Here is a 12,904-nt window from a genome sequence, read left to right on the forward strand (position 1 = left end):
CCCCTATTGCATCTTATTCATTTCGTTAACCAACCCATTACATTACTTTTCAAATTATGTTTGTTCCAAAAAGTCAGTGCTTCACTCTCTCCAAAAGCTTGTACAAAATATATTACAAAAGCTGTTTCTAAAAAGTAACCAAGTCTGTTATATCCGAAGTAACTACCTCTTGATAAACGAAACCATTTTCATCTCCTTATTTAAACCTTCTCTTCTCAATGATAATATCCTCTATCTATAACTTAAAACATGCTCTCACAACAGCTCCTTGAAACAGAAAAAAACCAGTAGGAAGTGATTACTCTTTTCCTACTGATTGAAATAAAATTATACGGTAAATCTTAGCTTCTTAAAAAATGTAGCGATAGTATTTTTTACAGTTTCAAAATTATAAGCAAACGTGTTATCTCCACTTAATGATGAAATACATGTTAAACCTGCAGCTTTAATAAAAGCTTTTACATCTACAAGCATAGAATTAGCCTCCATGAATTTAATTACAATCATTATAACAGGTGTTTTACGATGCTAACATGAAAGTAATAAATAAATTTCTATTATTAATTTATCCCGCTATTTGCCGGGCAGTAAGATCCCCACCTCAAAATTCAGCGGAAACAAAGAAGTTAGGTGGGGGCCCTGCTGTCCGTAAAAGCCCGATTGGTGAGGGCTGATAATCAGTGGGGATGAACCCCCCCCACTGATTAAAGTTTCACTTTATTTAGCTCACAGTACACCATTCCAATGTCATATAAAAAAGCTGCCCAAAAAGGGCAGCTTCAAATATGTATATTACACTTCGATTGATTTACCATCTTCAACAATATGATAAAGTAAATGCGCTAAATGATGAATTGGACCGTATTCTTCCTCTTCCTCATCTGTTTCACCTTGGAACTCAAGATCGTTTAAGTACAGTGCTAAAAATTGATAGTATAGTTTTAAATCAAATCCGTAGCACGCAGTTGGCTCTTCATGATCACCTTCGTATTGTAACATTAAGTATTGATCGTTTCCTTCTGCATCTTCTGCGTCAAAGAATACGAAGAATCCAACGTTTGTATCTAAATCAAATAGATGACGAGTGCCTTTTTCTGTTGCTTTGTTAAAGTCCTCTTCACTTAATTTATGTACTGTTGTCGCTTTAGCATTATCTTCTTGATGGAAATTTACTGTAAATGTTTTCAATGCTGACACCTCCTGATTGTATAATACTAGCATAACATATAAAAAGGACTGCTTACAAATGTAAACAGCCCTTACATTCATTTTCGCATTGCTCGTAATAAGAAGCTTACGATGAAAATCAAAATGATCGCACCGATTAAAGCTGGAATAATTGCATATCCGCCAATGACTGGACCAAAACTACCAAGTAATTTCGAACCAACCCAAGAACCGATAATACCAGCAATAATATTACCAATTACACCACCAGGTACGTCCTTTCCAGTAATTAAGCTCGCAAGCCATCCTAATATACCACCGACGATTAAAGACCAAATCATATAATAACCTCCTTTGCATTTCACCAATCAAAATATAATTAGAAACAATTGCTTACCATTAGTTATGTGACATTTTTCATAAGTTATTCATGTTGTTCAACTTTAAGATTTTTGAGAATAATACACACAGATTAAACCTTTTTTTGAACTAACGATTTATCCGACTTGTTATTACACACATTAAGGACAATCTGGCTTCAATATTGTTCGCATAAACTCTTCTTTAAAAGCTGCATAGTTAAAACCAACAGCAATTCTTTGAATCGGCCGATTATCAAACCTTGTTGGCTCAGCTATTTTTCTAAAGTCTGCTACACTTTGGCCCCTAGTCACATCATTTGTCGTACTAATCCACACTGCCGATTTTTTATATTCGAAAATACTGTCATCTATAAACGAGATAAACGGTAGTAAATCGTGTATAGGACTTCCACCAATACCCGGATATTCTTTTTTATAGAAGTTCTCATAATAAAAATCAATCATTGGTTTAATGAGTTTCGCCTGTCCAGTTCCTTGTTTATCTATTATATTGGCCATTTCAGGCGTAATAAGCGCGCCCTGTGTTACATTTAACGGGTATATGCTAGCGTTTTTCGCATATTTCATAACAATATTTGCTGCAATTGGATCACCATAAAAATTCGCTTCAGATACTGGTGTAACATTACCTGGAAATAGGAAAGCGCCGCCCATTATATAATACGAACAAATACGATCCATTATATTTGGATACAATAAAAATAACGTAGCAAGCGTCGTTAGTCTCCCTGTCGCCACAATTATAATATCTTCTGGACAAGGTTCGATTAATTTGATTAATTCACAAAAATTTTCTCGTTTACAAATTCTCATCTCAGGTGGAATAATAGGACCTAAACCGTGATCCCCGTGGATTTCAGGGAAAAACAAAGGCTCTTCAGCTGTCATCGGTCTACTCGCACCTTCAATAATTTTCACTTGTGTAGCATAGTACCTTTCTAAAAAATAAACATTTTCCGTAACGATATCTCGTGATACATTCCCGTACTCAGCAACAATACCTAGAATATCTAATTTACATGTTTTATTTGCATAAATTAACGCTACGGCGTCATCAATACCAAAGTCTCCAAAAAAGATAATTTTCTTATTAACTATTCTCACCCCTCTTCAGCATAATCTACTATTATTATTATGTGAAAAAGACAAGGCGGTGAAACAGCGCAAACTAAAAAAGCCGCCTATTTATTGGCGACTTCAATCTTTTTATAAGACAAATATGCAAGTACATTTTTACTTGAATCGTATTTCGGGTTATTTCCTTTTCTCGGCTCTCTCATATGTGTCTTTTCAAATCCAGGAATGTCTGGCATTTTCCCCATAAATTCAAGCATTTCTTCCTCAGTACCTTCAATGCGTACACGAATCATTATAACTATTCCTCAATTCTCAGTTTCTCTGTACTAAGTATATCGTACTTCAGAAAGACTGCAACACATTTATCTTTTTAACGTTATACTTTTTTTACATATAAACATAGCCATTTCAGTATAGAACGATTCTACTTTATTATTTTTAAATTGAATATTAAAATATTCCTTCATTTCGTTTGGTGCTTTCATCATACATTCTGTTAATTTTTCACGCTTTTGTAAAGGGACATCCATCATATTACACCACCAGTCAAAATCAAACTTCTTATCAAAAGTAAGACATGACTGCATTTGCAAACCATTTTTTTCTAATAAAGTAAGCCATTCTGTCTTTTTTAGAGCTCGTTCATGACTTGGGTCACGCTTTTTTTCTATAAAATTATAAAATGTATCATATTCATTATTTTCTGGCGAAACATTATCTATTAAGATGAATAATCCATTATCCTCCAACGTACGATTTACTTCATAAATAAATTGAGCCGGACTCGTAAAATGATGGGCTGCAATCCGGCATGTAATTGTATCAAAAAAATGGTCTGCAAATGGTAAATTCTCTGCATTTCCTGCTACAAAAGATACATTTTCATGACCATTCTGCTTTATAAAAACTTTTGCTTTTTCTAACATCTGTTCTGTTAAATCAAGTGCAACTACTTCTTCAAACATAGGTGCTAACATATTTGCCACATGCCCGCCACCAGTAGCAACATCAAGAAGACGATTATTATGACGAGACTCAACTTGTTGAACTACATATTGTAAATCCAGTCCTTTAGCATGTATTTTACTATTTACATATTTATCTGCATTGCTGCCAAACTGTTTTTTCACAAGCTCTTCTTTACTCATATTATCATCTTCTTTCTATTGTTATTTACATATACGACTCATATAATTATTACAATTCTCTTAATGTATTTTCAAATCCTCTTTTCATCTCACTTCTTATCATATTTACCTTTCATTAAAATAATATAATTTTGCATTTTATTATTAAACAAAAAAAAGGCTATGGGAACTTCCCCCCTAACCTGAATAAATATTTACTACATTTTTATTTCTTCGTATATATCTATATAATATAAATCCTCTTTCAACTTCATAATAACATCTACTTCGTTATAAGTAGCCTCACGAGCATGTAAACCAAATTGATCCATACCAATCCATATCCACCCAGGTGTAAGATATAAAACATCTATATTAAAATAATCTAACTTAGTAAGCTCCGATGTAATAAATTTATCTTTATTAGCGATTTGTTTATCTATTAAACCGTATTCTTTCCCATTTTCAAATAGCGATATAAATTTCCCTACAATCGGATGTTCACGAACAATAAAATGATATTCTTTTTCCTCTATATTTACCACAATCAAACGAGAAACAGATAAATCAGGCCCTGAATTCGACATATTTGTTTATTCACCTCCTTATATAGGCTTCTTAAATATGATAACAAATGAATATTCAAATTAAGTTAATATAATGTAAAAAATAAAAAAGCTGATTTCCCTTTAGAAATCAGCCTTTATAATTTGATCAACTTTATTCTTTTACAAATTATTATAATGTTTCTTTTTCCTCATCATTTCCAGAAACTAAATTTCCTATAGCATCTGCTGTTACTTCCACTACAAATTCACAAATACCAGCCACAACTTCTCCAATTATTTCATCCATCTTTTTACCCCCTTATTTTATGTAACCTATTTGCATTATAGAAGAAACTGGTAAATACAAACTATCGAAAAAGGTGACATAAACCTTACAGAATTGTAAGCTCTTTCATTTCTTTACTTATCCCCTTTGAAACTCCAAGTATTTTTAGCAGACATATAGGCCATCATAATATGAAGCAAGTAATAATCTAGTGTCAGGAGGCGTTTAATATGTATTACGTAAAATTAATTAAAGGTCAATCTTTCTACGCTTTTGATCATCGTTTCTTAGTGTCTGAAGAAGAAGAGGTTTCAGAGAAAATTTATAATTACTTGCGACGTAATGAATTTTTTGAAGTACGTAAAGAAGAATATTCTGCTTAATTACAAAAAGCATTAAGAAAAATATCATCTTATTGTGATATATTCTTAATGCTTTTATGTGAATTTCTTCTTTTCAATAATTATTGTTGACTCTATTAAATAATCCAGTATTTGTCCAAGCTAATTCTTCACTATTTTCATATTCTAGTATATGAGGAGGTGAAGAATATGACTCATATCATTGATTACCAAGCTACTCAGCCTATAAGTAAAACTGGTGAAACAACTTTTGCAATCCCAGCTTCTCCAAATAAAGCAATTTTAGCAAATTTAAAATTGAGAATTTCAAGTAGAGATTCACGAAATAATCGAGTAGAATTAATCGCTACAATTGGTGTAGAAGGTATAACTGAGACTTCACAAGTTTTATTCCGGATTTTCCGTGATAACATTGAAATTTTTAATGCACAAGTAGGTATTGAATCTACAGATTCTGAACAATTCTACGTACAAACATTTCAAGCTATAGATCAAAACGTTAGCAGTGGAACACACGAATATTCATTAACTGTAGAAAACCTTACTAGTGGTGCAAGCGCAGAAGTTGTTGGCCCATTATCTTTTAGCGCTTTAGCTATTGGACAAGAGCGTAAATGTTGCTAAGTGAATCTAATATTTAATTTTGTACTTGAGAAAAGCGAGGCGTAGTTATACGTTCTTGCTTTTTTATATGTATCCTTACTTTCTATTAGCTTTAATCATAAATTTTTTACGTTTTGATTCACTTATTTCATCAATTAACACATCAAATTTTTGACAAATCAAAAAGATTGAAATCCAATTATGAAACACGTAATATAGACTCTGACTCTAAAAAAGTTCGTATGAAAATAGTGCATAAATAAGGAGGTTTTATATACGAGTTTTTCATTTTTAAAAGACGGAGAGGTTTTATGTTATGTGGCGTAATAAAAACGTTTGGATTGTTCTAATTGGGGAGTTTATTGCAGGTCTAGGATTATGGCTTGGTATTCTTGGCAACCTTGAATTTATGCAAAAATATGTCCCTTCTGATTTCATGAAATCAGTTATATTATTTATCGGACTATTAGCCGGTGTTCTAGTTGGACCTATGGCTGGCCGTGTCATCGATCAGTATGAAAAGAAAAAAGTTCTTCTTTACGCTGGGTTTGGTCGAGTTTTAAGTGTTATTTTCATGTTTTTTGCTATTCAATTTGAAAGTATCGCATTTATGATCGCATTTATGGTTGCTCTTCAAATTTCAGCAGCATTTTATTTCCCTGCATTACAATCTGTAATTCCACTCATCGTACGTGAGCATGAGTTATTACAAATGAACGGTGTACATATGAATGTTGGTACAATTGCTCGTATTGCAGGCACTTCACTAGGTGGAATTCTTTTAGTTGTGATGAGTTTACAGTACATGTATGCCTTCTCAATGGCAGCATACGCCTTATTATTCCTCTCGACTTTCTTCCTACAATTCGAAGACAAGAAATCAACAACACCAAGTAAACAAGCTGCAAAAGATAATAGCTTTATGGAAGTATTTCGTATTTTAAAAGGAATTCCTATTGCTTTTACAGCACTTATATTAAGTATCATCCCTCTATTATTTATAGCTGGGTTTAATTTAATGGTTATTAACATTAGCGAAATGCAACATGATCCTACGATTAAAGGGTTCATATATACAATTGAAGGTGTCGCATTTATGTTAGGTGCCTTCGTAATTAAACGTCTATCTGATCATTTCAAACCTGAAAAATTACTATATTTCTTCGCAGTTTGTACTGCTTTTGCACATCTGTCATTGTTCTTTAGCGATATAAAATGGATGGCTCTTACATCATTTGGTTTGTTTGGGTTTAGTGTTGGCTGCTTCTTCCCTATTATGTCGACGATTTTCCAAACGAAAGTGGAAAAAAGTTATCACGGTCGCCTCTTCTCATTCCGTAATATGTTTGAGAGGGTTATGTTCCAAATCGTCTTACTTGGCACAGGCTTCTTCTTAGATACAATTGGGTTACAATATATGGTTCTCATCTTTGGAGTCGTTTCATTATTGATTATTTCTATTTCCCTTTCTAAGCAGAAACATTATGAAAAACAGCATTCGCAATCTGCAAATTTATAAAATAAACAAAGAAGTATGGGTCTAATATTGAATCCATACTTCTTTGTTTTATAATACGCCTATTTATTACGTTTATTGAAATTACCTAAAGGAGTATCCCCCTTTTATTTCGAATAGATTATAAAAAGTACTCTTTATAAAAGGAGTGGTAAAATGTCTGATGGCATCGAAGTATTTATTGTCCTGCTCTTTGCAATTGCTCTGTTTAGCATCCTAAACTTTTTAGCCATTTCCTTATCTGGACATAGTTTTAAAAAAAGAATCGTGGCAGGTTTCATATTTTTACTACTGACTCCCATTATCTTTTTGACTATCGCAACATTTGCTTCTATATTCGATAAAGCAGGATTTGGCGCAGGTACGTTAGCCTTTATGACCGCAAGCGTATATATATTAAATGGAATAGTGATTCTGCTTTCCTCTTTATTTATCCTCAAAAAAGACATAACATAGGCTATAGTACTAGCATGAATCTGACTTTACACTAGATTCATGCTTATTTAATTTCTCCTAAATTTTTATATGAAATTAAATAATTCTTTAAAAAAATTTAAACTTTATTTATTATAATATCCCTATCGTATTCGCACGTTTATTCAAATTTAAAAGAAAGGAGCACAAAATGAAAAAGGTTCTACTTACAATTCCTATACTAATCATCCTACTTAGTGGATGCAGCAATAACGATATATACGGTTCTTGGGAAGTCGTTGACAATAAAAAAGGTGAATGCCCTGTATATTATAAATTTGAAACAGTTGTCAAAAAAGAAAATAAAGAGGAAATTGTGCAAAATTTAGTAGAAATGCAAACAACAAAGAATAAAGACGATTTATATAAAGGCTCATTTGTCAAAAATTCTAATGTATATCACATTGATTATGGTAATTCATTTACATCGGACCAAACTTTAAAAGTTGCCGACGGTACATTAAATGTATACTTTTTGACAGCCGAAAAATTATGCACATATAAAAAGAAATGATTACATTTCAGAGGAGACGCAGAAAATATTTTCTGCGTTATTTCACTTTAGAAATCGTCCGCAAAAATAGCCCTTGTTTTCGTATTCTTTTTTATTCAAAACATGAGAAATATACTTAATAAAAACTAGAAAATATCTTAAGTTATATAAAATGAATCCTATAATAGACATTTCAATTAACACATCTACGCTATTTACATCGTTACTTTTCAAAATAGGCTAATCCTCCCTCTAAATTTGTCAATCGTTTTAATTTTCATAAAAAAATGATAAAATGTAAACATGTGTTTTCAGAATAATTAAAAACGCAGAATGAAAGCACTGTTTTTAGGAGGGGTTTTGATGACTTACACGTTAGCAACTAGAATGAAAGCATTCCAATCTTCTATATTTAGTGAATTAGGAGCCTATAAAAAAGAAAAAATTGCAGCAGGTCATAACATGATTGATTTGAGCATCGGAAATCCTGATATGCCGCCCGCTGATTTTGTAAGAGAAACAATGGTACATACAGCGAGTGAAAAAGAGAGCTATGGGTATACATTATCAGGTATTCAAGAATTTCACGAAGCTGTAACTGAATATTACAACAACACTCATAACGTTTTATTAAATGCGGATAAAGAAGTTTTATTATTAATGGGTTCACAAGACGGGCTCGTTCATTTACCTATGGTTTATGCAAATCCAGGTGATATTATATTAGTTCCTGATCCAGGATATACAGCTTATGAAACAGGTATTCAAATGGCTGGTGCAACATCTTACTACATGCCTTTAAAGAAAGAGAATGATTTCTTACCAGACTTAGAAGTCATCCCTGAAGAAATTGCCGATCAAGCGAAGATGATGATTTTAAACTTCCCAGGGAATCCCGTTCCAGCAATGGCTCATGAAGATTTCTTTAAAGAAGTAATCGCATTCGCGAAAAAGCATAATATTATCGTTGTCCATGATTTTGCTTATGCTGAATTTTATTTCGATGGTAATAAGCCAATTAGCTTTCTCTCTGTACCTGGTGCTAAAGAAGTTGGTGTAGAAATCAATTCTTTGTCAAAAAGTTATAGTTTAGCAGGTAGCCGTATTGGATATATGATTGGAAACGAAGAAATTGTTCGTGCACTTACTCAATTTAAATCTAATACCGATTACGGTGTATTTTTACCAATTCAAAAAGCGGCATCTGTAGCACTAAGAAATGGCGCTGCATTTTGTGAGAAAAACCGCGATATTTATCAAGAACGGAGAGATACTTTAGTCGATGGATTCCGAACATTTGGCTGGAATGTCGATAAGCCAGCTGGTAGTATGTTTGTCTGGGCTGAAATTCCACAAGGATGGACTTCTCTAGACTTCGCTTATGCATTAATGGATCGTGCGAATGTCGTTGTTACACCTGGTCATGCATTTGGACCTCATGGAGAAGGCTTCGTACGTATTGCACTCGTTCAAGATAAAGAAGTGTTGCAACAAGTTGTTGAAAATATTAGAAATAGCGGCATTTTCGTCCTTGAAAAAGTAGATGAATTAGTTAAAAATTAGTTCCCACTCCCCTGCTTAACTTTAGCAGGGGTATTATTAATTGGAGGTACTTTCATATGCATATTAAAGACACGCTTCCCCATCGTTATCCATTTTTAATGATTGATAAAGTAACAAATGTAAAACAAGGTGAATCCGTTACAGGATATAAACTCATTACAAATAACGAATGGTTTATAAATGATAGTCAAAAACATATGCCTCATATGTTAATTGTAGAATCACTTGCCCAGCTTAGTGCATTTGTACATACAAGTGATTCTGAAGGACTAGGATTTCTCTCCTCTTTAGATGGAGTTGAATTCCACGGAAAAGCATATCCCGGTGATAAACTTGATTTACATTATGAGCTAACGCGCAATCGCCGAGGTTTTATTCTTGGTAAAGGTATTGCAACTGTAAACGACCAGCCTATTGTAACTATAGAAAAACTATTAATATATCAAGCAGATTAAAGTGTTCCTTATATCAGTTGGAAATATCTATTCTCAACCAATTAAGTAAATAGGAAAACATATTACGTAGTTAGGAGCAGGAAAATGGAACGTACTATCGGTATCGATGCTGGAGGCACATTAACGAAAATAGCTTATTTTAACGAAAAAAAGCTATTAACTTTTGAAAAATTTTATTCACATGAACAACATAAAATAATAGATTGGATTAAAAACAACAATGGCATAAAACAAATATGTATTACGGGTGGTAAATCGAAACTATTACAGCATCTGCTTACAGGTTCATATAAAATAATAGAGCTAAACGAATTTGAATCTACTCTTGCAGGTGTCCAATACATATTAAAAGAAGAAAAACACACTATAAACAATTTTATTTTAACCAATATCGGTACAGGTACTTCTATCCATTATGTTTATAATGAACAATATATTCGCGCTGGTGGAACCGGAGTTGGCGGTGGGACTATTATGGGACTTTCAAAATTGTTAACAAATATAGATCATTTTGAAGATGTAATTCCTCTAACAAAAGTAGGATCTAGAAAAGAACTAGATATTACGGTTGGAGATATTTATGGTGGTATTCTCTCACCTATTGATAATAGCTTAACTGCTAGCAATTTTGGTAAAGCCGCTATTTCAGAATCGAAATATAATAGCTCAGACATACTTGCTACTATACAAGGACTTGTCGGTGAAGTCGTTACTGCATTAAGCCTTCAATTCGCTGAAACAAAAAACATTAAACATATTATTTATATTGGTTCGACTTTATGTAATAACGTACAACTTCAACATATTATAAGTAGCTACACCGAATATCAAAATAAAACACCAATCTTTTTACAAGATGGTGGTAATAGCGGTGCAATTGGTGCATTACTTCATGCTACGAAATAAAAAGCTGACTTTTGTCAGCTTTTTAAAAATGGCACTTCAAATTCAATAATTGATTCCCCGTTCTCTTCAATTCGCTCCACGCTTATTCTATCAATCACACAATTTAACTTCCCATGAAAACTAGGAATCTCCTTCACTACTTCAGCAGCTAATTTGGCACTTTCTTTTCTTCCGACTGTTACATGCGGGATGTACGGAATGTCTTCTTTCAAAAATTGTAATAAAGGTCCTGTATACAGCCTATCATGTAGTTCTTCTATTTGTTTTCTTCCTCTATCAACTTCTAAAAACAAATAGTTTCCTACGCTAGTGATACGATTTGCAAACTCAATTTCAATTTTGCCTCCCCCTTTTGATACATTAAAAATATGAGATTTTAATTCATCATTTGAAATATTACTCTTAAACGGGAATACGATTGTTATATGCGGTGGAATTAATCCAAATAAAGGATCATGTTTATGTCTAATGTTCTCTATTTTATCGATGGACATGTTGTTTAGAAAAAGTAAAATTGTACGCATTTTTATCCCCTCAACTTTTCCTCATTATAATATGTATCAGATTCTATGACAGCCTGCCCTTCAACAACTTGTTTTGCTTACCTATAAAAATAAAAAAACTTCTCAAATGAGAAGTTTTCATATAGCATGATTATTATTTTCCCGCCAAACTTTCCTAAACTTTATATAACAAGCAATTCTCCATGGAATAATATACGAGACAGCAACAACGTAAAATAATAAACCAATCGTTTGTTGATCTAAATCAACGATAAATTGTCTTGAACCATATCTTAAAACGACAAGTGCAATAAAAGTAATTAAAAAAGCTGCACTTTTTTTCGTATAAATATTCCCATCATCTCTTCGCTCATAATTTGTTAGTGCTATAAGTGGTACAGAGAAAAGAATCCCAATAAATGCTGCTATAGCCACTTGTAGTACAGCTGGATGTACGGGACCTAAAAACCATACAATACCTGGTGTTAAAAATAGTAATGGCCATAAAATACGTTTTCCCGATCCCTTTATTGGCTTATACATGGAGCGATAACGACGCCAAAATATTAGTAGTGCAATGCATAAAAAAACGGTTATTAATGAAGAAGTATCTCCCATTCACTCTTCCTTCTCCCCTAAAATAATTGTATTTAAATTGTATCTTCAAACGAAACCTTACGAATAAATAGAGCGCTAATTACAATATATATGCAAATAAGAACTATCGAAACTAATATGAAATTAGGTATTTCTAGTAACTCCATCTTCTCCTCTCCATTATTTCAACTGGCTCACTGGATATTTAGCAAATAAAGATTTCCGAAAATCTTTATCTTCCACAAGCATTTTAATTTTTTCTTCATTGCCGTTAAAGAACTTTATAACTTTATTTTTATCCCATATATCTTTTTCTTTTGGAAAATCATCGAATATTCTATGCAAAATTGATAACATTTCTTCCCTCGTTATCTTAAAGTTTTTATTCTCTACCTGAAACTCATAAATTTTTGCATTTGGCACTAAAATCACTAAATATATAGCATTAAAGAAAAAATTCTTCTTCATCGTATCCTTCTCATCAAACCAATACGTCTCAATCATTTCTTCTGTAAAAGCCCCACTTTCTTTTGCGCCATAGTTCACTTTTATATTTTCATTTTCTAAACTTATACTTTGAACTGTTCCACCACCGGGTAAATGATTAACAATTGCAACCACATCTGAATTATTACCAACGTATGTCCCAGTATATTTCTTAAAATCATCTGACCTAATATCATATATATCTTTTATTCTTTCTCCATTAGAACAAGCCGCAATGAATAAAAAAATTGTTAGCATAACGATCATGTTATGATGCATATATTTCATTTAGCATCCCCCATTTTTATCGATATTTCGTTAATTACAATATTTACTTTCAAATCCCTTTTAAATATAC

Annotated in this window: 18 protein-coding genes and 2 pseudogenes; 8 read left to right on the forward strand and 12 right to left on the reverse strand. The window is 32.6% G+C overall.

The window, feature by feature from the left end:
* Positions 1 to 17: 17 nt before the first annotated feature.
* From BHV55_RS14320 to BHV55_RS14355, 8 genes and pseudogenes are all read right to left on the reverse strand, one after another.
* Positions 18 to 188 (reverse strand): annotated as a pseudogene (locus BHV55_RS14320) (aminopeptidase); the annotation flags it as partial.
* Between the two features lie 139 nt (positions 189 to 327).
* Positions 328 to 474, reverse strand: coding sequence for a hypothetical protein (locus BHV55_RS14325; protein WP_000959548.1), 147 nt, complete (start codon positions 472 to 474; stop codon positions 328 to 330).
* A gap of 318 nt (positions 475 to 792) precedes the next feature.
* Positions 793 to 1,188 (reverse strand): hypothetical protein, encoded by a 396-nt coding sequence (locus BHV55_RS14330; protein ID WP_000847587.1) that lies wholly within the window; start codon positions 1,186 to 1,188, stop codon positions 793 to 795.
* Positions 1,189 to 1,265: 77 nt separating this feature from the next.
* Positions 1,266 to 1,508 (reverse strand): GlsB/YeaQ/YmgE family stress response membrane protein, encoded by a 243-nt coding sequence (locus BHV55_RS14335; RefSeq protein ID WP_000638306.1) that lies wholly within the window; start codon positions 1,506 to 1,508, stop codon positions 1,266 to 1,268.
* A gap of 180 nt (positions 1,509 to 1,688) precedes the next feature.
* Positions 1,689 to 2,654, reverse strand: a complete 966-nt coding sequence (locus BHV55_RS14340) for a nucleoside hydrolase (RefSeq protein ID WP_001223680.1) — start codon at positions 2,652 to 2,654, stop codon at positions 1,689 to 1,691.
* 77 nt (positions 2,655 to 2,731) lie between these two features.
* Positions 2,732 to 2,920, reverse strand: a complete 189-nt coding sequence (locus BHV55_RS14345; protein WP_000621885.1) for a DUF3970 family protein — start codon at positions 2,918 to 2,920, stop codon at positions 2,732 to 2,734.
* 69 nt (positions 2,921 to 2,989) lie between these two features.
* Positions 2,990 to 3,775: a class I SAM-dependent methyltransferase gene (locus BHV55_RS14350; RefSeq protein ID WP_000031303.1), complete on the reverse strand. Its 786-nt coding sequence runs from the start codon at positions 3,773 to 3,775 to the stop codon at positions 2,990 to 2,992.
* 197 nt (positions 3,776 to 3,972) lie between these two features.
* Entirely contained in the window at positions 3,973 to 4,341 is a 369-nt protein-coding gene (locus BHV55_RS14355; protein ID WP_000071478.1) for a hypothetical protein, read from the reverse strand.
* Between the two features lie 477 nt (positions 4,342 to 4,818).
* On the opposite strand from BHV55_RS14355, the gene BHV55_RS14360 reads away from it, so the two are divergent.
* The 8 genes from BHV55_RS14360 to coaW all read left to right on the forward strand — a co-directional run bounded on the left by BHV55_RS14360 (position 4,819) and on the right by coaW (position 10,960).
* A complete protein-coding gene (locus BHV55_RS14360) occupies positions 4,819 to 4,971 on the forward strand; it encodes a YqbF domain-containing protein (RefSeq protein ID WP_000291905.1) in 153 nt (50 codons plus the stop codon).
* A 168-nt stretch (positions 4,972 to 5,139) separates the two neighbouring features.
* Positions 5,140 to 5,574: an exosporium protein ExsC gene (gene exsC, locus BHV55_RS14365; protein WP_000148797.1), complete on the forward strand. Its 435-nt coding sequence runs from the start codon at positions 5,140 to 5,142 to the stop codon at positions 5,572 to 5,574.
* A gap of 295 nt (positions 5,575 to 5,869) precedes the next feature.
* Complete coding sequence (locus tag BHV55_RS14370) at positions 5,870 to 7,072, forward strand: MFS transporter (RefSeq protein ID WP_000269261.1); 1,203 nt, start codon at positions 5,870 to 5,872, stop codon at positions 7,070 to 7,072.
* A 153-nt stretch (positions 7,073 to 7,225) separates the two neighbouring features.
* Positions 7,226 to 7,525 (forward strand): hypothetical protein, encoded by a 300-nt coding sequence (locus BHV55_RS14375; protein ID WP_001279464.1) that lies wholly within the window; start codon positions 7,226 to 7,228, stop codon positions 7,523 to 7,525.
* 169 nt (positions 7,526 to 7,694) lie between these two features.
* Positions 7,695 to 8,057: a hypothetical protein gene (locus tag BHV55_RS14380; protein ID WP_000757017.1), complete on the forward strand. Its 363-nt coding sequence runs from the start codon at positions 7,695 to 7,697 to the stop codon at positions 8,055 to 8,057.
* A 342-nt stretch (positions 8,058 to 8,399) separates the two neighbouring features.
* Positions 8,400 to 9,599, forward strand: a complete 1,200-nt coding sequence (locus BHV55_RS14385) for an LL-diaminopimelate aminotransferase (protein ID WP_000222700.1) — start codon at positions 8,400 to 8,402, stop codon at positions 9,597 to 9,599.
* Between the two features lie 56 nt (positions 9,600 to 9,655).
* Positions 9,656 to 10,054 (forward strand): 3-hydroxyacyl-ACP dehydratase FabZ family protein, encoded by a 399-nt coding sequence (locus tag BHV55_RS14390; RefSeq protein ID WP_000547659.1) that lies wholly within the window; start codon positions 9,656 to 9,658, stop codon positions 10,052 to 10,054.
* An 84-nt stretch (positions 10,055 to 10,138) separates the two neighbouring features.
* On the forward strand, positions 10,139 to 10,960 hold the full coding sequence (gene coaW / locus BHV55_RS14395) for a type II pantothenate kinase (RefSeq protein WP_000442493.1): 822 nt from the start codon (positions 10,139 to 10,141) through the stop codon (positions 10,958 to 10,960).
* Positions 10,961 to 10,974: 14 nt separating this feature from the next.
* Here the strand turns inward: coaW and BHV55_RS14400 are convergent, their stop codons facing one another.
* The 4 genes and pseudogenes from BHV55_RS14400 to BHV55_RS14415 form a co-directional block, all read right to left on the reverse strand.
* Complete coding sequence (locus BHV55_RS14400) at positions 10,975 to 11,484, reverse strand: 2'-5' RNA ligase family protein (protein WP_044584563.1); 510 nt, start codon at positions 11,482 to 11,484, stop codon at positions 10,975 to 10,977.
* A gap of 117 nt (positions 11,485 to 11,601) precedes the next feature.
* Entirely contained in the window at positions 11,602 to 12,081 is a 480-nt protein-coding gene (locus BHV55_RS14405; RefSeq protein WP_000502975.1) for a CcdC family protein, read from the reverse strand.
* A gap of 32 nt (positions 12,082 to 12,113) precedes the next feature.
* Positions 12,114 to 12,221 (reverse strand): annotated as a pseudogene (locus BHV55_RS14410) (DUF4052 family protein); the annotation flags it as partial.
* Between the two features lie 19 nt (positions 12,222 to 12,240).
* Complete coding sequence (locus BHV55_RS14415) at positions 12,241 to 12,834, reverse strand: DUF4825 domain-containing protein (protein ID WP_070757921.1); 594 nt, start codon at positions 12,832 to 12,834, stop codon at positions 12,241 to 12,243.
* Between the last annotated feature and the right edge of the window lie 70 nt (positions 12,835 to 12,904).

Source organism: Bacillus sp. RZ2MS9 (genome assembly GCF_001816185.2).
GTDB classification, from domain to species: domain Bacteria; phylum Bacillota; class Bacilli; order Bacillales; family Bacillaceae_G; genus Bacillus_A; species Bacillus_A cereus.